Source organism: Streptomyces sp. SAT1, from assembly GCF_001654495.1.
Taxonomy (GTDB): Bacteria; Actinomycetota; Actinomycetes; order Streptomycetales; family Streptomycetaceae; genus Streptomyces; species Streptomyces andamanensis.
The window spans coordinates 2002242-2022803 of sequence record NZ_CP015849.1 but is presented as its reverse complement, the minus strand read 5'-3'; the positions used below and the strand labels follow the sequence as shown (position 1 = coordinate 2022803).

General features: G+C 75.0%; 19 protein-coding genes. 9 read left to right on the top strand and 10 right to left on the bottom strand.

Annotation, left to right across the window (positions count from 1 at the left end; genetic code table 11):
- Nucleotides 1-48: 48 nt before the first annotated feature.
- From A8713_RS08795 to A8713_RS08785, 3 genes are all read left to right on the top strand, one after another.
- Nucleotides 49-1440 (top strand): multidrug effflux MFS transporter, encoded by a 1392-nt coding sequence (locus tag A8713_RS08795; protein ID WP_443069759.1) that lies wholly within the window; start codon nucleotides 49-51, stop codon nucleotides 1438-1440.
- Complete coding sequence (locus A8713_RS08790) at nucleotides 1374-2585, top strand: serine hydrolase domain-containing protein (RefSeq protein ID WP_079159249.1); 1212 nt, start codon at nucleotides 1374-1376, stop codon at nucleotides 2583-2585. Before A8713_RS08795 ends, A8713_RS08790 begins: the two co-directional genes overlap by 67 nt.
- Nucleotides 2586-2651: 66 nt before the next feature.
- Nucleotides 2652-3665 carry a small ribosomal subunit Rsm22 family protein gene (locus A8713_RS08785; RefSeq protein WP_064532841.1) on the top strand — a complete coding sequence of 338 codons (1014 nt, stop codon included), beginning with the start codon at nucleotides 2652-2654 and terminating at the stop codon, nucleotides 3663-3665.
- 246 nt (nucleotides 3666-3911) lie between these two features.
- Here A8713_RS08785 and A8713_RS08780 read toward each other — a convergent pair whose 3' ends face one another.
- Nucleotides 3912-4754 (bottom strand): dimethylarginine dimethylaminohydrolase family protein, encoded by an 843-nt coding sequence (locus A8713_RS08780; protein ID WP_107440604.1) that lies wholly within the window; start codon nucleotides 4752-4754, stop codon nucleotides 3912-3914.
- 201 nt (nucleotides 4755-4955) lie between these two features.
- Here A8713_RS08780 and A8713_RS08775 point away from each other — a divergent pair, with 201 nt between their 5' ends.
- Nucleotides 4956-5591, top strand: coding sequence for a TetR/AcrR family transcriptional regulator (locus A8713_RS08775; RefSeq protein ID WP_064532839.1), 636 nt, complete (start codon nucleotides 4956-4958; stop codon nucleotides 5589-5591).
- 210 nt (nucleotides 5592-5801) lie between these two features.
- Nucleotides 5802-6545, top strand: a complete 744-nt coding sequence (locus tag A8713_RS08770) for a bifunctional DNA primase/polymerase (RefSeq protein ID WP_064532837.1) — start codon at nucleotides 5802-5804, stop codon at nucleotides 6543-6545.
- 39 nt (nucleotides 6546-6584) lie between these two features.
- On the opposite strand, the gene A8713_RS08765 is transcribed toward A8713_RS08770, so the two are convergent.
- The 7 genes from A8713_RS08765 to A8713_RS08735 form a co-directional block, all read right to left on the bottom strand.
- Nucleotides 6585-7640, bottom strand: a complete 1056-nt coding sequence (locus tag A8713_RS08765) for a hypothetical protein (protein ID WP_079158885.1) — start codon at nucleotides 7638-7640, stop codon at nucleotides 6585-6587.
- Nucleotides 7600-8472 (bottom strand): iron uptake transporter permease EfeU, encoded by an 873-nt coding sequence (gene efeU / locus A8713_RS08760; RefSeq protein ID WP_018570522.1) that lies wholly within the window; start codon nucleotides 8470-8472, stop codon nucleotides 7600-7602. The genes A8713_RS08765 and efeU overlap by 41 nt, the downstream gene beginning before the upstream one ends.
- A 4-nt stretch (nucleotides 8473-8476) precedes the next feature.
- Nucleotides 8477-9730: an iron uptake transporter deferrochelatase/peroxidase subunit gene (gene efeB / locus A8713_RS08755; RefSeq protein WP_064532832.1), complete on the bottom strand. Its 1254-nt coding sequence runs from the start codon at nucleotides 9728-9730 to the stop codon at nucleotides 8477-8479.
- An 11-nt stretch (nucleotides 9731-9741) separates the two neighbouring features.
- Nucleotides 9742-10881 (bottom strand): iron uptake system protein EfeO, encoded by a 1140-nt coding sequence (efeO, locus tag A8713_RS08750; protein ID WP_064532828.1) that lies wholly within the window; start codon nucleotides 10879-10881, stop codon nucleotides 9742-9744.
- Nucleotides 10882-11070: 189 nt separating this feature from the next.
- Nucleotides 11071-11910, bottom strand: coding sequence for a heme ABC transporter ATP-binding protein (locus A8713_RS08745; protein WP_064532826.1), 840 nt, complete (start codon nucleotides 11908-11910; stop codon nucleotides 11071-11073).
- On the bottom strand, nucleotides 11907-13028 hold the full coding sequence (locus A8713_RS08740) for a FecCD family ABC transporter permease (protein WP_064532824.1): 1122 nt from the start codon (nucleotides 13026-13028) through the stop codon (nucleotides 11907-11909). Before A8713_RS08740 ends, A8713_RS08745 begins: the two co-directional genes overlap by 4 nt.
- On the bottom strand, nucleotides 13025-14044 hold the full coding sequence (locus A8713_RS08735) for a heme/hemin ABC transporter substrate-binding protein (protein WP_064532820.1): 1020 nt from the start codon (nucleotides 14042-14044) through the stop codon (nucleotides 13025-13027). Before A8713_RS08735 ends, A8713_RS08740 begins: the two co-directional genes overlap by 4 nt.
- 115 nt (nucleotides 14045-14159) lie before the next feature.
- On the opposite strand from A8713_RS08735, the gene A8713_RS08730 reads away from it, so the two are divergent.
- The 3 genes from A8713_RS08730 (at nucleotide 14160) to A8713_RS08720 (ending at nucleotide 18167) form a co-directional block, all read left to right on the top strand.
- Nucleotides 14160-15674 (top strand): HtaA domain-containing protein, encoded by a 1515-nt coding sequence (locus A8713_RS08730; protein WP_107440603.1) that lies wholly within the window; start codon nucleotides 14160-14162, stop codon nucleotides 15672-15674.
- A 122-nt stretch (nucleotides 15675-15796) separates the two neighbouring features.
- Nucleotides 15797-17413: an HtaA domain-containing protein gene (locus A8713_RS34620; protein WP_064532817.1), complete on the top strand. Its 1617-nt coding sequence runs from the start codon at nucleotides 15797-15799 to the stop codon at nucleotides 17411-17413.
- Nucleotides 17414-17522: 109 nt separating this feature from the next.
- Nucleotides 17523-18167: a PhzF family phenazine biosynthesis protein gene (locus A8713_RS08720; RefSeq protein ID WP_064532814.1), complete on the top strand. Its 645-nt coding sequence runs from the start codon at nucleotides 17523-17525 to the stop codon at nucleotides 18165-18167.
- Between the two features lie 25 nt (nucleotides 18168-18192).
- Here A8713_RS08720 and A8713_RS08715 read toward each other — a convergent pair whose 3' ends face one another.
- Both A8713_RS08715 and map read right to left on the bottom strand, forming a co-directional pair.
- On the bottom strand, nucleotides 18193-18840 hold the full coding sequence (locus A8713_RS08715; protein WP_064532811.1) for a biliverdin-producing heme oxygenase: 648 nt from the start codon (nucleotides 18838-18840) through the stop codon (nucleotides 18193-18195).
- Nucleotides 18841-19009: 169 nt separating this feature from the next.
- Nucleotides 19010-19867, bottom strand: coding sequence for a type I methionyl aminopeptidase (gene map, locus A8713_RS08710; RefSeq protein ID WP_064532808.1), 858 nt, complete (start codon nucleotides 19865-19867; stop codon nucleotides 19010-19012).
- 58 nt (nucleotides 19868-19925) lie between these two features.
- On the opposite strand from map, the gene A8713_RS08705 reads away from it, so the two are divergent.
- Nucleotides 19926-20168 (top strand): hypothetical protein, encoded by a 243-nt coding sequence (locus tag A8713_RS08705; RefSeq protein WP_064532807.1) that lies wholly within the window; start codon nucleotides 19926-19928, stop codon nucleotides 20166-20168.
- The last annotated feature ends 394 nt before the right edge of the window (nucleotides 20169-20562 follow it).

The following is a 20562-nucleotide window of genomic DNA, read 5'->3' as shown; positions in this document are numbered from 1 at the left end:
AGGCAGGCCGCGGGGGAGCCGGCCGCCGCGCGGACGGCACCGGGACCCCTGCCACCGCCGGGACCTCAGCCGCCACCGGGGCCCCTGCCACCGCCGGGAGTTCAGACGCCACCTGGGCCCCGGCCGTCACCGGGATCCCCGCCGCCGGACCGCTCGGCCCGCCGCACCGGTGTGCTGGTCACCCTGATCCTGGGCGGCCTGACCGCCACACCCCCGCTCGCGATGGACATGTACCTGCCCTCGCTGCCGGAGGTCACCCGCACCCTCCACGCGCCCGCCGCGACCGTCCAGCTCACCCTGACCGCCTGTCTGGCCGGGATGGCGCTCGGACAGCTCGTCGTCGGCCCGATGAGCGACCGCTGGGGCCGCAGGCGCCCGCTGCTCGCCGGGCTCGCCGTCTACGTCGTGGCCACCGCCCTGTGCGCGCTCGCACCGAACGTCGAGGCGCTGGTCGCGCTGCGGCTGGCGCAGGGCCTCGCGGGCGCGGCCGGCATCGTCATCGCCCGCGCGGTCGTCCGCGACCTGTACGACGGCGTGGCCATGGCCCGGTTCTTCTCCACCCTGATGCTGATCTCCGGGGTGGCCCCGGTCGTCGCGCCGCTGATCGGCGGGCAGATCCTGCGGGTGACGGACTGGCGGGGCGTGTTCGCCGTGCTCACGGTGGTGGGCGCGCTGCTCGGCGCGGTGGTGTGGGCGCGGCTCCCCGAGACGCTGCCGCCGGCCGCCCGGCACGAGGGCGGCGTCGGCGAGGCGCTGGGCTCGATGCGGCGGCTGCTCGCCGACCGCGTCTTCACCGGCTACCTGATCGCGGGCGGCTTCGCCTTCGCCTCCCTGTTCGCCTACATATCGGCCTCGCCGTTCGTGATCCAGGAGATCTACGGCGCCTCCCCGCAGACGTTCAGCCTGCTGTTCGGGCTGAACTCGATCGGCCTGGTCGCCGTCGGCCAGCTCAACGGCGCGGTGCTGGTCGGCCGGCTCCGCATGGACCGGGTGCTGGGCGCGGGCCTCCTCGTCGTCATCACGGCGGCCACCGCGCTGCTGCTGATGGCCGCGGGCGCCTTCGGCGACGTGGGTCTGATCCCGGTGGCCGCCGCGCTGTTCGTGCTGATGTCCGCCATGGGCATCACCCTGCCCAACACCCAGACGCTCGCCCTGATGCGCACCAAGCGCAACGCCGGGTCCGCCTCCGCCCTGCTCGGTGCCTCCTCCTTCCTGATCGGCGCGGTCGCCTCCCCGCTGGTCGGGATCGCCGGGGAGCACACCGCCGTACCCATGGCCGTGGTCCAACTGGCCGCGGCTCTGGTGGCGCTCGGCTGCTTCGTGGGAATGTGCCGTCCCTGGAGCACACCGGCGGCGGCAGCGGCAGCGGAGGCATCAGGAACAGCAGGGGAAGCAGGAACAGCAGGGGCAGCAGAGGGAGCCGAAGGAGCGGACAGCTGAGCGCGTCGAGACTGCGGCGGGACAGCCCCGAGCGGGCCGGGCTCGACCCCGCCGAACTGCGCCACCTCGTCCGCGAGGTGCGCGCCGCCACCGAGGGCGAGCACCCCTGGGCGGCGGGCGCCGTCGTGGTCGCCGGACGCGGCCCGGTGATCGCCGTCGCGGAGGCCGCCGGCTGGGCCGTACGGTACGCGTCCTACGACCCCGCCACCGACCGGGGCGTCGAACTCCCGCCCGACGAACGCGTCCCCATGACCGTCGCCACCCCCTTCGACCTGGCCTCCGTCACCAAGCTGTTCACGGCGGTCGCCGCGGTGCAGCAGATCGAACGGGGCACGCTCGGCGTGGACGCGAAGGTGGGCGCCTATCTCCCCGAGTTCCACGCCGCCGCCGCACACGGCGTCACCGTGCGGCAACTGCTCACCCACACCTCCGGGCTGCGGCCCGAGATCCCGCTGTACGACTGCCCCGACCAGGCCGCCCGGCTCGCCCGGCTGCGCGCCGAACCCCCCGTCGGGGTGCCCGGCACCTACACGTACTCCGACCTGAACCTGCTGCTGCTCCAGCATGTGCTGGAACGCGTCACGGGCCGCCCCCTGGACGTCCTGGTCCACGAGGGGATCACGCGCCCGCTCGGCATGACGGCCACCCGCTTCGGGCCCTGCCCCGGCGCGGCGGCCACCGAGGACCAGCGGCGGCCCTGGGCCAAGGCCGACAGGGGCATGCTGCGCGGCGCGGTCCACGACGAGAACGCCTGGGCGCTGGGCGGGGTCGCCGGGCACGCGGGCCTGTTCTCCACGGCCACCGACCTCGCCGTCTTCTGCCGCGCCCTGCTGGCGGGCGGCTCCTACGGATCGGCCCGCATCCTCGGCCCCGACCTCGTCGAACTGCTCCTGGCCCCGCCGGGGCTCGGCTTCGCCGTGGACGAGCCGCGCTTCATGGGGGAGCTGGCCGGGCGGGGCGCGGCCGGGCACGCCGGGTTCACCGGGACGTCCCTCGTCCTCGACCCGGCCACCGACACCTTCCTGGTGCTGCTGGCCACCACCGTGCACCCGCGCCGGCGGCGCCCCGACAACCGGCCGCGGGCGGCGGCGGCCACCCGGCTCGCGCGGGCGGTCCGGGGCGTACGGGCCGCACGCGGGACCTGAGCGGGCCCGGGGCCGCCCCGGATCAGGCGGCCCCGAGCACCCCGTACCGGCTGAGAGAATCGTGCGGTGAACGACGTCGTACTTGCCTCGGAGACCCTCCGGGGCGCGCTCTCCGGTCTGCTCGACGGACTGCCGCCGCGGCAGGCCGCGGGCGCCGTGGAGCGGCTGATCGCGAACTACCGGGGCACCACCCCGACCGACGCGCCGATCCTGCGCGACCGCGCCGACGTGGCCGCGTACGCCGCCTACCGGATGCCGGCCACCTTCGAGGCGGTCCGCTCGGCGCTCGCCGAGTTCGCGGCGGCCGTACCCGGCTGGACGCCCGGCGGCCACGTCGACGTCGGCGGCGGCACCGGCGCCGCCACCTGGGCCGTCGCCGACACCTGGCCCGGGACGCGGCCGGTGACCGTGCTCGACTGGGCCGAACCCGCGCTCACCCTGGGCCGGGAGATCGCCGCGGCCCACCCGGACCTGCGCGACGCGACCTGGCGGCGGGCCCGGATCGGCGCCGCGCTCGCCCTGGACGAGAGCGACCTCGTCACCGTCTCCTACGTCCTGGGCGAACTGACCGCGGCGGACCGGGCGGCCGTCGTCGACGCCGCTGCCGCCGCCGCGTCCGCCACCGGGGCCGTCGTGGTCGTCGAGCCCGGCACCCCCGACGGCTACGCCCGGATCATCGAGGCCCGCGACCGGCTCGTCGCGGCCGGCTTCCGCGTCGCCGCGCCCTGCCCGCACAGCGCCGCCTGCCCGATCGTGCCCGGCACCGACTGGTGCCACTTCTCGGCCCGGGTCAGCCGCTCCTCGCTGCACCGCCAGGTCAAGGGCGGCTCGCTCGCCTACGAGGACGAGAAGTTCAGCTACGTCGCCGCCACCCGCGCCGCCCCCGCCCCCGCGCCTGCCCGCGTCGTACGGCGCCCCCAGATCCGCAAGGGGCAGGTCCTGCTGGACCTGTGCGAGACGGACGAGCAACTGCACCGCCGTACGGTCACCAAACGCCACGGCGACCTCTACAAGGCGGCCCGGGACACCGACTGGGGCGCCGCCTGGCCCCCTCAGGACGGCGCACGGTACGGGGACTGACCGGCACGGCGCGGGCCCACCGCCCGCCGCACCCGGTCGCCTGCGACCCGCATCGCCGGGCCGGGGCAGGGGCCGGGGCCGGGGTCAGGGCTGGGGCCGAGCGTTGCGGGCCGGGCGCGCGGTCGCAGGAGGCTGCGTCTGCCTTGCCGTCGGCTTCGGGGGCGCGCAAGGCGGTCCGTAGGCCCGGCCCCGGCCGGTCCCGGTCGAGGCGCCCGCCGCCGCCCCCCCCCACCCCCGACCCGGCGTTCAGCCGCGCAGCTCCAGGGAGCAGCGCCGCACCCCGCCGCCGGCCTTGCGCAGTTCGCCGATCTCCACGCCGACCGGTGCGAAGCCGCGCTCCCGCAGCGCGGCGTCCAGACCGGCTGCCGCCGTGCGCGGCAGCACCACGTGCAGTCCGTCGCCGACGGCGTCCAGGGCGAAGGCGGCGGCGTCCTCCTCGCCCACGAGCAGGGCGTCGGGGAAGAGGCGGCGCAGCACCTCGCGGCTGCCGGGGGAGAAGGCGGGCGGGTGGTACGCCACCTCGTCGGCCGCGTCGTCGAGGACGGCCAGCGCGAGACCGAGGCGGGGACGGCGCGGGTCGGTCAGTTCCAGGCCGATCACGGGACGGCCCAGGAACTCCTGCGCCTCGCCGTGGGCGAGCGGACCGGCGCGGAAGCCGCGCCCGGCCAGCAGGTACGAGGCGGTCACCGCGAAGTCGCCCTCGCCCGCGTTGCCGTGCTCGGGCAGGCGCAGCCGGGCGAAGCCGTGCCCGGCGAACCAGCGCAGCTGCGCCTCCTCCTCCCGCTCCCGGCGCGGCCGGGCGGACCGGGCGCCGAGGACCCGCCCGTCCACGACGAGCGCGCCGTCCGCCGTGCACACCATGTCCGGCAGACCCGGCTCGGGGACCAGCACCTCCACCGTGTGCCCGAGCGACCGGTACACCTCGCGCAGCCGCTCCCACTGGGCGAGCGCCGCCGAGGTGTCGGCCGCGCCCGCAGCGTCCGCCGGGTCCGTGCCCGCGCCGGGCGTGCGGGCGGCGGCGGAGTGGGCGAAGCGCACGGGCGGGCACATCAGGTAGCGCCGGGCAGTGGCGCGGCGGGGACGGGCCAAGGCGGCCTCCTCGGAGACGGCGGGCGCGGGGTCGGCGCGGCGACGGCGTGCCCGCGTGCTCGGCCGCGGGACGCTCGCTGCCATGGTGCGCCGGGCGCCGCCGCCGCGCGCGGGCCGGACCGCCGCCTTCGCCCACGCGGGTGGCGCCCGGGACGCCCGGTGGCGAGACGGCCCGTCTCAGCCCCCTGCTACCGTCGCGGCATGGTCAAGAAGCCCACCCCCGACGCCTCCCGCCGCAGCGAGAAGTCGCGCCGGGCGATCTACGAGGCCGCGCTCGCGCTGGTCGCCGAGAACGGCTACCCAAGGACCACGATCGAGGGCATCGCCGCACGGGCCGGCGTCGGCAAGCAGACCATCTACCGCTGGTGGACGTCGAAGGCCGACGTGCTCCTGGACGCCTTCCTCGACCTCGCCGAGCAGGGCGCGCGGCAGAGCGGGGAGAAACTGGGCGGGGCGGCGGAGGCGCAGGGAAGCATCCCGGACACCGGCGACCTCGCCGCCGACCTGAAGGCCGTGCTGCGCGCCACCGTCGACGGGCTGCTCGACCCGAGGTTCGAGGCGCCCTCGCGCGCGCTCGCCGCCGAGGGACTGGTGAACGAGCAGCTCAGCCGGGAACTCGTGGCCCGGCTGCTGGAACCCCAGCTCCAGCTGTACGTGCACAGACTGCGCTCCGCGCAGGAGAGCGGAGCCGTACGCCCCGACATCGACCCGCGCATCGCCCTGGAACTCTTCGTCTCCCCGGTCGCCCAGCGCTGGCTCCAGCACACCGGCCTGCTCACCTACGCGTACACCGACACCCTCGTCGACTACGCGCTGTACGGACTCGCCCCGCGCTGAACCGCTGCCCGCGCCCCCGTACCGGACACCCGCACCCCCTGCCGGACACCCGCCGTGCGCCGGGGTGAGCCCCGGCCCGTGCGCCGTGTGAGCCCCGCGAAGACGCCCTGCCCCGACCCCGGATACCGGCTCCGGTCACCGAAGGCGCAGGATGGTGGGACCATGGAGAGCCACGGAGCAAGCTGTCCACACAGCGAGGCGAGGGGATAGATGAGCGCGGAGTTCGGCGGTCACAGCGGCCGGCAGGGCAAAATCTCCCAGTGGCTGCGCGGACGCCGCCCGAAGCAGCCCGCCGGGGACGGCGGCCGGGAGGCCCTGCTGCTCGCCGCCGCCGGCGCGGGACTGCCCCTCGCACCCGCCGCGCACCCGGGGATCGGCTACGGCTGTTCCTGTGACCGCGTCGGCTGTCCCACCCCCGCCCGGCACCCGGTGTCGTTCGCCTGGCAGACGCAGTCCACCACCGACCGCGCCCAGGTCGAGCGCTGGGCCAGGCACCAGCCCGAGGCGAACTTCATCACCGCCACCGGCATGGCCCACGACGTCCTGGACGTGCCGCTGGAGGCCGGGCGGGCGGCGCTGGAGCGGCTGCGGCTCGGCGGGGTGGAGGTGGGCCCGGTCGCGGAGAGCGACGACGGGCGCATGCTGTTCTTCACCCTCACCCGCGGCACCCCCGAGGACGAGGACGAGTGGTGGCCGTGCGAGCTGGACTGCCACCCGGAGACCATGGACGAACACCCCGGACTGCGCTGGCACTGCCGGGGCTCGTACGTCCTGGTCCCGCCGGCCCGGCTGCCCGGTGACGCGGACCGCGCGGTGCGCTGGCTCGCGGGGCACGGCCCCGAGCACCCCCTCCCGGACCCGCTCACCCTCCTGGAGACCCTCACCGACGCCTGCGCCCGCCACACCGCGGACGAGCCCGGCCACCCGGCCCCGGCCTGGCCGCTGCGCCACTGAGGCAGCCGGCCCCCGGCCCCCGGCGTCGGCTGCCCCGCCTCAGCCGCCCTGCGCCGACGTCATCCCCTGCACGCGCCCCACGACCGAGACCTTCCCGCCGCCGGACCCGGAGCCCGAGCCGGAGCCGGACCCGGAGCCCGATCCGGACCCGGAGCCCGTACCCGCCGCCGGGTCGAGGGCGGCCTCGGCGGAGACGAACTCCATGGTCAGGGACTGCTTGATCTCGCCCTTGGTGAGGGCGCGGACGTCCTTGTTCGGGGTGGGCACCGAGGCGCCCGCGGCGGCCGTCTGCTTCTGGAAGTGGCGGGTGGCGAAGAACACCAGCGCGCCGCCGTCCGCGGTGCGCAGCGCCAGCGGGGCGTGGTCGCCGCCGCTCAGCGGCTCGTCGATGTACTGGGTGGCGAGGCCCGGACGGACCGAGTTCTTGGCGCGCAGCGCGCGCCAGGCCGTGGTGTGCGTGCCCGGGGCGAAGGTGTCGCCGCCGTCCTTCAGATACGTGGCGTAGGCGCGGCTCAGCCCGCTCGGCGCGGCGGCGAGGCCCGGGGAGTCGGCGGGCACGGCCTCCGCCCAGCCGCCCTCGTCCACCCGGAACTTCGGCACCGCGTCCGGGGCCACCAGCGTCAGATACGCCACCTGCCAGGTGCCGGTGAGGGAGTGCCGGGTGAACACCAGCAGCCAGCGCGAGCCGCCGCCCTTGTTGCCCTTGGCGTCGGCGAGGAACCAGCGCGGCCAGCCGGCCTTCTTGGGGATGGTGAACTTCGCGTCCGTCAGCGTCAGCGGGCTGTGCGCGGCGTTGCCCGAGGGGCTGTTGACGCGGCCCGCCTTCAGCCGCGCCGCGTCGATCGCGCCGAACGCGCCGGTGACCCGGTCCGCGTCCAGTGAACTGTCGTACGCCCGGTCGGCCTTGTTGTAGGCGGCGGTGAACTGCGCCAGTGCCGTCGCGGCCTCGGCCCGGGTGGCGCCCGGGAGCAGTTCGCGCTCGCCGTGCACCACCACGCATCCGCTCGCCGTCAGCGCCAGCGCGGTCACCGAGGCCGCCAGGACGGCCGCCCGCTCAAGCCTGCGAAGCCTCCGAGGGCCGCGAACCCTGCTCATCAGCTACCTTCACCTTCCCCTTCCCGGAGGCGAACCCTACCGGGGCGAAGAACAGCGTGAGCGCCGGGACGAGGTACAGCAGCCACACCGTGACCTGGAGGACGGTCGGGTCGGGCTGGAAGTTGAACACGCCCTTGAGCAGCGTGCCGTACCAGCTGTCCGGTTCGATGGTGCCGCTGATGTCGAAGGCGAGGTTCGTCAGGCCCGGCAGCCAGTCGGCCTCCTGGAGGTCGTGGAAGCCGTAGGCGAGCACCCCGGCCGCGACCACGACCAGCATGGCGCCGGTCCAGGTGAAGAACTTGGCCAGGTTGATGCGCACGGCGCCGCGGTAGAACAGCCAGCCGAGCAGCACCGCGGTGGCGATGCCGAGGGCCACGCCGATCAGCGGGCGCGGGGTGCCGTCGGAGGCGGCGTGCACGGACGCCCACACGAACAGCGCGGTCTCCAGGCCCTCGCGGCCCACCGCGAGGAACGCGGTGGCCACCAGCGCCCCGGTGCCCATCGCCAGCGCCGCGTCCAGCTTGCCGTGCAGTTCCGCCTTCAGGTGCCGGGCGGTGCGCCGCATCCAGAACACCATCCAGGTGACCAGGCCGACCGCGATCACCGACAGGGAGCCGCCGAGCGCCTCCTGCGCCTGGAACGTCATCTCCTGCGAGCCGAACTCCAGCACACAGCCGAAGCCCAGGGCCAGCGCGATGGCGATGGCGATGCCCGTCCAGATCGGCCGCAGGGCGTCCCGGCGGCCGGTCTTGACCAGGTAGGCGATCAGGATGCACACGACGAGGCTGGCCTCCAGCCCCTCGCGCAGACCGATCAGATAGTTGGAGAACACGGACCTACGCCTCCTCGGACAGCAGGGTGCGCCCCCACCAGTCGTTCGCGTCGCGGACGCCGGGCGGGATCGCGAAGACCGCCGAACCCACGTGCTGGATGTACTCGTTGAGCGCGTCGTGCGCGGACAGCCGGCGCTGGAGCGGGACGAAGCCCTTGCGCACGTCGCGCTGGTAGGCCAGGAAGAACAGCCCCGCGTCCAGGCGGCCCAGGCCGTCGGTGCCGTCGGTGAAGGAGTAGCCGCGGCGCAGGATGGTGATCCCGCCGTTGGAGTCGGGGTGCGCCAGGCGCACATGCGCGTCCGGCTTCATCGCGGGCAGGAACGGCTCGTCCCGCTCCTTGGCCTTGCCGACCGGTGCGCCCTCGCCCTTGTCCCGGCCGAAGACGTCCTCCTGCTCCTGGAGCGAGGTGCGGTCCCAGGTCTCGATGTTCATCCGGATGCGCCGGGCGACGAGGTACGAACCCCCGCTCATCCAGGCGTCCTTGCCCCCGCCGTCCTGGGCGCCGGCCCACACGTGCTCGTCCAGCCGCGCCGTCTCGGTGCCCGCGATGTTGCGGGTGCCGTCCTTGAACCCGAGCAGATTGCGCGGGGTCTGGGCGTCGGGCGTGGTGGAGGAGGTCTTGCCGAAGCCGAGCTGGGACCAGCGCACGGCGACCTTGCCGAAGCCGATCCGGGCCAGGTTGCGGATCGCGTGCACCGCCACCTGCGGGTCGTCCGCGCACGCCTGGACGCACAGGTCGCCGCCGGTGCGCGAGCGGTCCAGGTTGTCGCCGGGGAAGGGGGGCAGGTCGACCAGGGCCGCCGGACGCCGGTCCTTGAGCCCGAACCGGTCGAACAGCGTGGGCCCGAAGCCGATGGTGAGCGTCAGCCGGGACGGCTTGAGGCCGAGCGCCTCGCCGGTGTCGTCCGGCGGCGCCTCGGCCAGCCCGCCGTAGGCGCCGTCGCCGACCGGGGCACCGGCGGTCATCTTGCGCGCGGCGGCCGTCCAGTCCTTCAGCAGCCGGACGAACTCGGCGCGGTCGTCGGTCTTCACGTCGAACGCGGCGAAGTGCAGCCGGTCCTGCACGGGCGTGGCGATGCCCGCCTGGTGGACACCGTGGAACTCCACGGCACCCCCGGTGTCGGTCGCGCCGTCGCCGCCGGTGGCCGCGGCCACCGCGCCGCCCGCCGTGACGGCGCCGAGCGCGAGCCCGGCACCGCCCCAGCCGATCAGCGCGCGGCGGGAGGGCGCGGGACGTCGTTCCTGCTCCTCGGCCATGGTCCCGTCCCCTACTTCACCACTGCGGCGGCGAGCTTGGACAGCGGCTCGGCGAGCGCGTTCACCGCGTCCGACAGCTCCTTGCGCTGCTCCTTGCCGACCGTGTCGTAGGAGACGAAGTCGTAGGACGTCTTGTCCTTGCGGTACTTGTCCAGGACGGTGTCCAGGGCCGCGAACTGCTTGTCGAGTTCGCCGGTGAGGGCGGCGTCGTTCTTCCGCGCGACCGGCTCGAGGAGTTCGTACGCCTTCTGCGCGCCCTCGACGTTGGCCTTGAAGTCGACCAGGTCGGTGTGCGAGTAGCGGTCCTCCTCGCCGGTGACCTTGCCGGTGGCGACCTCGTCGAGGAGCTCCTTGGCACCGTTGGCCATGGAGGTGGGGGTGATCTCCGCCTTGCCGACCCGCTGCTGCCAGTCCTTCAGGTCGGTGACGAGCTGGTCGGCGAGGGTCTTCTCCTCGGCGCCGATCTTCTTGTCCTGCCACAGCGCCTTCTCCAGGCGGTGCCAGCCGGTCCACTTCTGGCCCTGCTCCAGGCCGTCGGCGCGGGTGTCGGTCTTCGGGTCGATGTCCCCGAAGGACTCGGCGACCGGCTCGGTGCGCTCCCAGCCGATGCGGGAGGGCGCGTACGCCTTCTTGGCGGCCTCCAGGTCACCGGCCTTGATCGCCTTGGCGAAGACCTCGGCGAGCGGCACGGTGGCGTCGGCCTGGTCCTGCGCGTACTGGCGGTACTCGGCGACCGGCTTGTCCAGCTCGGGGTTGCGCTGCGCGGCGGCGCCCTTGCCGGTGACGGTGAGCTTCTGGCGGACGCCGTGGCCCTTCATGCCCGGCCGGCAGGCGATCTCGTAGGAGCCCGCCTTGACCTCGGCGGTCAGCGTGTACTTGGTGCCGGGGCCGATGTTCTCCTTCTCGGAGACGATCCGGTCGTCGGGGAAGAGGATCTCCACCTCGGTGGCCCGCGAGCCCTTGTTCTCTATCTTGAGGGTGACCTGTCCGGCCGGTACGGTCTTGGCCGAGGTGTCGCACGTGGAGTCGGCCGCCGTCACCTGGATCGCGTCGCCGTCCGCGGCGTCGCTCTTGGAGGTGCAGGCCGTCACGGCGGTCAGGGCGACCGCGGCGGCGGCGGCGGTGACGACGGAGCGTCGGACGGCTCTCATGCAGGGACTCCCGGATGACTGGAACTGGGCGTGACGGCCCTCACAGTTGTTGGTGAGGCTTGCCTAACTTAACCGACACCTCCCTGCTTGTTACCCGCGCGTGCCGTGATTCAGCTCTCACGCGCGGGACAAGGACACGGGCCGGTCGCGGCCTGTCAAAGGCGGTGCAAAGAACCGGCCACAGGTGCGTCAAAGGTGCCGTCTCGGGGTCACCAGGACCGCGCCCGTGCGCGGGTGCGGCAGCACCTCGACGGGCTGGTCGTAGACCCGGGAGAGCAGTTCCCCGGTGAAGATCTCGCCGGGCGGCCCGTCGGCGGCGACCCGCCCGGCGGCCAGCACCGCGACCCGGTGCGCGTAGGCGGCGGCGAGCCCCAGGTCGTGCAGGACCACGACCACCGCGTCCCCGGCGGCGGCCCGCTCCCGGCACAGCCGCAGCACCAGTTCCTGGTGGCGCAGGTCCAGCGCGGCGGTCGGCTCGTCGAGCAGCAGCAGCGGGGCGTGCTGGGCCAGCACCCGGGCGAACGCGACCCGCGCCCGCTCGCCCCCGCTGAGCGCCGGGAAGGGCCGCCCGGCGAACGCGCTCACCTCGGTGGCGGCCATCGCCGCGGCCACGGCCGCCTCGTCCTCGGCCGGGGAGGCGGGGTGCGGCGCGCGGCCCATGCGCACCACCTCCGCCACCGGGAACGGGAAGGACAGCTCCGCCGACTGGGGCAGCACGGCCCGGCGCAGCGCGAGTTCGGGCGCCGACCACTCCCGTACCGGACGCCCGTGCACCCGTACGACACCGGCGGCGGCCGGGAGATCGGCGGCGAGCGCGCCCAACAGGGTCGACTTGCCCGCCCCGTTGGGCCCGACCAGGGCCAGCACCTCACCGGCCCGTACGCGCACGTCCACCCCGCGCAGCACCTCCCGGGCGCCCAGGCGCACCCGCAGCCCCTCCGCCTCGGCGAGCACCTGCCCGGCGCGCGGCCGCTCCGGCGGCCGGGGCCGCCCGCGCAGCCGCTTCACGGATCCTCGGACCGCCTTCACGCCCAGCCTCCTTGCCTGCGTCGGGTGCGGCGCAGCAGCCAGAAGAAGAACGGGCTGCCGAGCAGTGCGGTGAGTACGCCGAGCGGGAGTTCGGCGGGTGCGGCCACGGTGCGCGCCGCGAGGTCGGCGGCGAGCAGGACCAGCGCGCCCAGCAGGGCGCTGCCCGGCACCAGGAACCGGTGCCCCGGCCCCGCGGCCATCCGCAGCAGATGCGGCACCACCAGGCCGACGAAGCCGATGATCCCGGAGACGCTGACCGCCGCGGCGGTCAGCAGGGCGATCACCAGCACCAGCACGATCCGCAGCCGCTCCACGTCCACACCCAGGTGCCGGGCCGGGCGTTCGCCGAGCGCCAGCAGGTCCAGCCGGCGCGAGTACAGCGGCGCGAGGCCGAGCCCGAGCGCTGCGCACGGCAGTACGGCCAGCACCTTGGGCCAGGTGGCCTGGGCGAGCGAGCCGAGCTGCCAGAAGGTGATCTGGCTGACCGCGGCGCTGTCCGCGAAGAACAGGAAGAGGCCGATCAGCGCGCCCGCGAAGGCGTTCACCGCGATCCCGGTGAGGATCAGCGTCACCACTTCCGTACGGCCGCCCGAGCGCGCCATCACGTACACCAGCGAGGCCGTGCCCAGGCCCCCGGCGAACGCGAACACCGGCACCGTCCAGGTGCCGAGGAAGCCGATCCCCAGGGCGATCGAGGCCACCGCGCCGACCGCGGCGCCCGAGGAGACGCCGATGACGCCCGGTTCGGCCAGCGGATTGCCGAACACGCCCTGCATCAGGGCGCCCGCGCAGCCCAGCGAGGCACCGACCAGCAGGGCCAGCACGATGCGCGGGAACCGCACGTTCCACAGCACCGACTCGGCCACCCGGTCGAGCCCGGAGCCGCCGAGCCCGGCCCGGTGCAGCACGGAGGACAGCACGTCGCCGAGCGGGATGGGGTACGCGCCGAGACCGGCGGCGACCGGCACCAGCACGAGCAGCGCGGCCAGCAGACCGGCCGTCAGGAGCCAGGGCCTGCCCCGCCGCCCGGCACCGGGTTCCGCCAAGTCCCTTTTCTCAGAGGGCGATGGTGACTTCCCGTGCTCCTCGGCCGTGCCGTCGAGGGCGGGCGCGCTCATCGCCTCTCCCCGTCGCCGTAGAGCTGGCCGACGATCGAGCGCAGCACCTGGTCGGTGCGCGGGCCGTAGTTGAGCAGCACACCGTCCTCCACGGACACGACGCGCCGCTTCATCCCGGCCGGGGTCTGGGCCACGCCCGGGATCCTCACCAGGCCGTCGACGCCGCCCACGGACGCGAGTCCCTTGCTCATGACGAGGATCGCGTCCGGCGCGGCCTTCGCCAGCGCCTCGGTGGTGATGGCGGTGAAGTCCTTGTCCAGGCCCGAGGCGGCGCCCGCGTCGATCCCCCCGGCCGCCTCGATCAGCGAGGTCGCGCCCGACTTCGCACCGCCGATGAGGTAGACGGCGGCCGAGCCGCGCAGATAGAGGAACGCGACGCGCGGCCGGTCGGCGTGCGCGGGGATCGACCCGCGCACCGCCTCGATCCGGTCCTGCGCCCGCCGGGTCAGGCGCTCGCCCGCGTCCGGGACGCCGAGCGCGGCGGCGACCGCGTGGATGCGCGGCCCCACGTCCGCGAGCCCGGCGGCGGGCTTCACCACGAGCACCGGGACGCCCGCGGCGCGGATCTGGTCCATGGCCTCGGCCGGGCCCGACGTCTCCTCGGCCACCACCAGGTCGGGGTGGAGCGAGAGGACGCTCTCGGCGGACACGTCGTGATTGCGGGTCACCACCGGCAGCTTCCGGGCCTGCGCGAAGGTGGCGGTGATGTCGCGGGCCACGACCCGCCCGCCGAGCCCCAGCGTGAACACGATCTCGCTGAGGCTGCCGGACAGCGGCACGATCCGCCGGGCCCCGGTCACCGTCACCTTCCGTCCGTCGGCGGAGTCGACGGTGACGGGCAGCCGGGGCGCGGCGACGCCGGTCAGCGGTTCGACCCGGTCGTCGACGGCGCCGGCCGGGCCGGTGGCGCCGCCGGTGCCGCCGGTGCCGGAGGCGCCCGCCGTGCCGGCGCAGCCGGTGGCGGTCAGGGTGAGCGCGAGCACCGACAGCAGTGCTCCCGCCAGGTGTGTGCGCAAGCGTCGCACGGTGCGGTCCGTCCGTTCCTCTCGGGGAGTGCCGATCTCCGGCACGTTGAGCTTAGGTTAGCCTTACCTTTGTTCGCTACCGGCTGTGGATCCGGAGGACATTTCCATGCCCATGCCCGCGCGCTCCCCGCGCACCGTTCTCAGCGCGGCGAGCACCGCCCTCGCCGTGCTCGCCGCGGCCCTGCTGACCGCCCTGCTCCAGGCCCCCGCCGCCCAGGCGGCGGACCGCGCCGTGCAGGGCGGCCGGCTCGACTGGGGCATCAAGTCCTCCTTCCAGAGCTATGTCACCGGGCCCATAGCGAAGGGGAGTTACTCCCTGACCCAGGGCGCGGCCACGGTCGGCGCCAGCACCTTCCGCTTCCACTCGGCGACCGGCTCCTACGACGGCTCGACCGGCGCCTTCCGGGCCGCCTTCTCGGGCGGAGTGCGCTTCACCGGCCACCGGCAGGCGGGCGGCGGCTACCAGTTGGACCTCACGCTCAGCCGTCCCACCGTGCGCGTCGCGGGCTCCTCCGGAACCCTCTACGTGGACGTCGTCAGCAAGGCGAAGGGCACCGGGGCGGTCACGACGTCCTCGCAGGTGCCCTTCGCCTCCCTCTCCCTGGCCGGGATCGACATGCGCGGCGCCGGCACCTCGGTCGCCCTGAACAACCTGCCCGCCACCCTCACCGCACAGGGCGCCAAGTCCTTCGCCGGGTACTACACGGCCGGGACCCCGCTGGACCCGGTCAGCCTCTCGGCGGACGTACGCCCCGAGGACCGCGCCCCCGCCGGGGCCCCGTCCAGCCCGTCCCCGTCCACGCCGGCCGCCCCGTCCGCCACCGCCCCCGCACGCAAGGCCGCCTCCGGCGGCGCGATCGTGACCGGCGCCGTCGACTGGGGCGTACGCCGCACCTTCCGCGAGTACGTCACCGGGGACATCGCGCGCGGCAGGTGGACGCTGTCCGACGGCGCCCAGGACGGCGGCGCCCTCTTCCGCTTCCCCTCGGGCGCCGGCACCTTCGAGGACGGCACGCTGCGCGCCGCCTTCCGGGGCACCGTCCGCTTCACCGGCGCACACGGCCTGGACCTGCGCCTCACCGGCCTGCGCGTCACCGTCGAGGACGGCCGCGGCACCCTCTCGGCCGATGTGACCGGCACCGCCCTGACGGGCAGGAACGTCCCCCTGGTCACCTTCACCGCCAAGGGCCTCACCGCCCGGGACGGACTGGCGCGGGTCACCGAGGCGCCCGCCGTCCTGACCGAGCGCGGCGCCCGCGCCTTCGGCGGGATGTACCCGGCGGGCACCGCGATGGACCCGGTCTCGGTGGCCGTCGCCCTCACCGCGGGCGCCGCCCTGCCCGCGCTGCCCGACCTCGGCACCGCGCCGACCGCCTCCGCCCAGGCGTCCGCCGCTCCGCAGGCGGCCGAGGGCTCCGGTCTCGCGGCCGAGCCCGTGGCGGCCTCCGGCCACGACGGCGGCGGCGGCTTCCCGGTCCTGCCGCTCGTCCTGGTCGCGGCCGGTGTCCTCGTGGTCTCCGCCCTCGGCACGCTGATCGTCCGCGGCAGGCGCCGCGCCCGCCCGGCCGCCGACGCCGCCGCCACGGCCGAGGACCCGGCCCCCGCGACCAAGACCTCCTGACACCCGCCGCGGCACAGCGCCGCGGCGACACGGCAGCACAGCGCCGCGACACCGCGCGCACGCGTCCACCCACCCGTCCCGCAGGCCCGCACCGGGCCGCTCCCCGCACGAGGAGAACCACCATGTCCCGCACCACCGGAGGCCGTTCCCGCAGACGGCCCCTCGCCCTCGCCGCCGCCGTGGCCACCGTCACCGCCACCGTCGCCTCGGTGGGCGCCGCCGCGCTGGCCGGCGCCCCCGGCGCGGCGGCGGCCGACCGGCCCCTCAGCGGTTACGAACTCACCTGGGGCATCAAGGACTCGTACCGCTCCTACGTCACCGGCCCCTACGCCAAGGGCACCTTCACCACCGCCGACGGCGCCGTGCAGGCGTCCGGCAACGGCGCCTTCACCTTCACCGGGGGCCAGGGCACCTACAACGGCACCACGCACGCTGTGCACCTCACCTTCAAGGGCACGCTGACCGCCGAGTCCAGCGCCCACCGCTTCAAGCGGGTGCTCAGCGACTTCCAGTACGACAGCGGCACCGGCGTGCTCACCGCCGACCTGACCGCCGACGACGGCACCACCCGGCAGGACGTGCCGTTCGCCGAGGTCGCCGCGCCCACCAGCGCGGACATGACCGGCCTGGCCACCAAGCTCACCACCCAGGCAGGCACCTTCCTCGGCAGCGACACCTACGCGGGCGCGGCGGGCGACCCGCTCTCGGTGGTGAAGAAGGAGGTCCCGGCGTCGCCGAGCCCGTCCACCGGCCCCTCCACGGAGCCGTCCTCCCCGTCCTCGCCCCCGGCGTCCGCCTCCTCGTCCCCGACGCAGAGCACCGGGACCTCCCCGTCCCCCTCGGCCCCGGCCACCGGCGGCACGGGCACCTCCCCGTCCCCGTCCGCCACCACGACGGGCTCCTCCGCCCCGGTCCCGGCCAGGGGCGTCCTCGCGGACGGACGGCTCACCTGGGCTGTGAAGGCGTCCTTCCGGTCCTATGTGACGGGCTCGCTGGCCAAGGGCACCATCACGGCGTCCGGCGGGGCGTCCCAGGCGTCCGGCAACGGCGCGTTCACCTTCACCGACGCCACCGGCAGCTACGACACCCAGGCCGGCACCCTGTCCGCCGCGTTCAAGGGCGCGGTGAACTTCAAGGGCCACAAGGGCGAGGGCAAGGACGGCGGTTACGGCCTCGACCTCACCCTCAGCGGTGTCAAGGCGTCCTTCTCCGGCACGTCCGGCAGGCTCACCGCCGATGTCACCAGCCTCGGCAAGCTCTCCGAGGGCGTCGTCCTGGCCGACCTGAAGGCCCCCGCGGGCGGACTCACCCCCAAGGGCGACGTCATCTCCCTCAGCGGGGTGAGCGTGACGCTGACCGACGCGGGCGCCACGGCGTTCAGCGGCTTCTACCCCAAGGGCACCGTGCTCGACCCGCTGAACCTGTCGGTGGCCCTCACCGACGGCGCCGAACTCCCCTCGGGCGACGGCACGTCGGGCTCCTCCGGCGGCGCGGGCTCCGCGGGCACCGGCGGTGACGCGGGCACGGGCGGCGGACCGGCGTCCGGCACCGGCGGCACGGCGGGCGGCATCGGTTCCACGACCGGGGGCACCGGCTCCACGATCGGCGGCGGCAGCCTCGCCTCCACCGGCTCCGGCGTGCCGGTGGCCGCCCTCGGCTCGGCCGCCGCGGCGGCCGTGGCGGCGGGCGCGGGCGTGGTGTTCGCGCTGCGCAGGCGGCGCGACGCCACCCAGCTCTGACAGCAGACCCGGCAGATCCGACAGGAGACCCGGCAGAAGGGGGGGGCGGGACCGGTCCGCTGTGCGACCGGCCCCGCCCCCTGCGGCGCCCGGGTGCTTGAATGCCCCGGTGACCGACTACGACGTGCTGCGCGTGTTCTGCGCGGCGAACGGCGGCTACGGCAACGAACTCGGTGTCGTCCGCGACGGATCCCTGCTGCCCGACTCCGACGAGCGCCAGGCGCTGGCCGCGAAACTCGGCTTCAGCGAGACCGTGTTCGTGGACGACCCCGAGCGGGGCGTCATCGACATCCGCACACCGACCCTGCGGCTGCCCTTCGCCGGCCACCCCTGCGTGGGCACGGCCTGGCTCCTGGACGTCCCCGAGCTGCGCACCCCGGCGGGCCCGGTCGGCACCCGCCTGGACGGCGAGTTCACCTGGATCGAGGCCCGCCCGGAGTGGGCCCCGCCGCGCACCCTGCGCCGCTACGCGAGCGCCGCCGAGGTCGACGACCTGGCGGTGCCGCCGCCCGGCGAGTGGATCTACGCCTGGGCGTGGGAGGACGAGGCGGCCGGGCGCATCCGCGCCCGCGCCTTCCCCGGGCGCGGGGACGGCATCGAGGAGGACGAGGCCACCGGCGCCGCCGCGCTGCTGCTGACCGCGCGGCTGGGCCGCGCCCTGAACATCGTCCAGGGCGCGGGCTCCCAGATCCTGACGGCCCCGCAGCCGGAGGGCTGGGTGGAGATCGGCGGCCGGGTCGTCCTGGAGCGCTGAGACCCGGCGGCGGGGCCGGGCCCCCTCACGCGGTGAGCGGGAACTCCTCGCCCAGCGCCCGGAAGACGGCGGTGTTCAGGGCGAACGCCCGCTTGCACTCCGCCACGATCCGCTGCTTCTCCAGGTCGTCGGCCCGTACGCCGTCCAGCAGTTCGCGGTACTCCCGCTTGAAGGCGGCCGGGTTGGCGACCTCCTCGAAGGTGTAGAAGCGCACGCCGTCGCCCCCGCGCTCGAAGCCCCAGGTGCGCTCCGCGCGGTCGCGGATGATCTGGCCGCCGGACAGGTCGCCGAGGTAGCGGGTGTAGTGGTGGGCGATGTACCCGGCCGGCCACTGCTCCCGGCACTCCCGCACCCGGGCCGCGTACGCCTCGGTCGCGGGCAGCGCGCGCAGCCCCGCGCGCCAGCCGGACCCGCGCAGGTGCGCGAGGTCGCGCTCCAGCGCGGACAGCCGGAACAGCTCGGGCCGCACGAAGGGCCCGGCCACCGGATCGGCGGCGAGCCGGTCGGCGCCCGTCTCCAGGGCCTCGTAGACGAACCAGAGCTGCTCGGTGTAGCGCGCGTACGCCTCCAGGTCGAGGCGGCCGCCGAGCAGGTCGCTCATGAAGGTCGAGTTCTCCGCCTCCACGTGCTGTTCGTGGGAGGCGGTGCGCAGGAGAGTCGAGAAGGAGTCCATGAGGGGATCCTCTAAGGTAAGGCTAACCTAAGTCAATGCCTTGCCGACGTCCGGTCGGTAAACTTTCCGACGCGCTGTCGGTAAACCGTACCGCGACGCGCGAGGGCCCGCCTCCCCTGGGGAAGGCGGGCCCTCGTGAGGCTGCTGCGCGGCGGCGGCGCCGCACGGGTCACGGCAGCGTGAGGATGTCCGCTCCGGTCTCGGTCACCACGAGCGTGTGCTCGAACTGCGCGGTGCGCCTGCGGTCCTTGGTGACGACCGTCCAGCCGTCCTCCCACACGTCGTACTCGATGGTGCCCAGCGTCAGCATCGGCTCGATGGTGAAGGTCATGCCGGGCCGCATCACGGTGGTGGCGTGCGGGCTGTCGTAGTGCGGCACGATCAGCCCGGAGTGGAAGGACGTGTTGATGCCGTGCCCGGTGAAGTCGCGGACCACGCCGTAGCCGAAGCGCTTGGCGTACGACTCGATGACCCGGCCGATGACGTTGATCTGCCGGCCCGGCCGGACCGCCTTGATCGCGCGGTTCAGCGTCTCGCGGGTGCGCTCCACGAGCAGCCGGCTCTCCTCGTCGACGTCGCCGACGAGATAGGTGGCGTTGTTGTCGCCGTGCACCCCGCCGATGTACGCCGTCACGTCCAGGTTGACGATGTCGCCGTCCCGCAGCACCGTCGAGTCCGGGATGCCGTGGCAGATCACCTCGTTGACCGAGGTGCACAGCGACTTGGGGAAACCGCGGTAGCCGAGCGTGGACGGATAGGCGCCGTGGTCGCACATGTACGTGTGCGCCACCCGGTCGAGTTCGTCCGTGGTGACGCCGGGCGCGATGTGCTTGGCGGCCTCCTCCATCGCCCGCGCGGCGATCCGCCCGGCGACCCGCATCGCCTCGACGGTCTCCGGGGTCTGCACCTCGGGCCCCGTGTACGGCTTCGGCGCAGGCCTGCCGACGTACTCGGGGCGGCGGATGTTTCCGGGCACGGAACGGGCGGGGGACAGCTCCCCGGGGACGAGCAGTGACTGGCCAGACATGCCGGTGAGTCTATCCAGCGCCGATGAGGGAACATGTCGGTGGCGAGAGGAGCTGGTCATGGCCCTGTTCAAGAAGCGCACCGCGGGCAAGCCGGGTGAGTGGTTCTACTGCCTGGAGCACCAGAAGGTCGAGGAGGGGCCGGAGTGCCCCGCCAAGGACCGGTTCGGCCCGTACGCCTCCCGCGAGGAGGCCCAGCACGCGATGGACACCGCGCACGAGCGCAACCTCCAGTGGGAGACCGACCCGCGCTGGCACGACGCCCCGCCCGGCGACCGCCCCCCCGGTCCCGGCCAGACCTGACCGCACGGGCCCCGCACCCCCCTCACCACGCCATCGGCCACCCCCGCGCACTCCGGCGCACGAAGGCCCGCCGCCCCCCGACGCCCGGGGCCCGGGGCGAGGGCCCGTTCGGTGCCCTGCGGGGCGGGCCGGTCCGGGGCCGTCCGGCGGGCCGCCGCCTGCGGCCTGCCGCGCGCTCGTGCGCTTCCGGCGTGCGGGCGGCCCATTGCTTCTGGGCGCCCGGGACCGGAGGACGAGGACTGGTCCGGTGCCTGCGGGGCGGGCGGGTCCAGGGCCAGGCCGTTCGGCGGGCCTTCGGTGGGTGCCGGTGGGCGTCCGCAGCGCGGGCGTCCGCGGGATCGTCGTCCGCCGCTCGCCGCGGCCCGGGTGCGTCCGTGCGTTCCCGGTGTGGTGT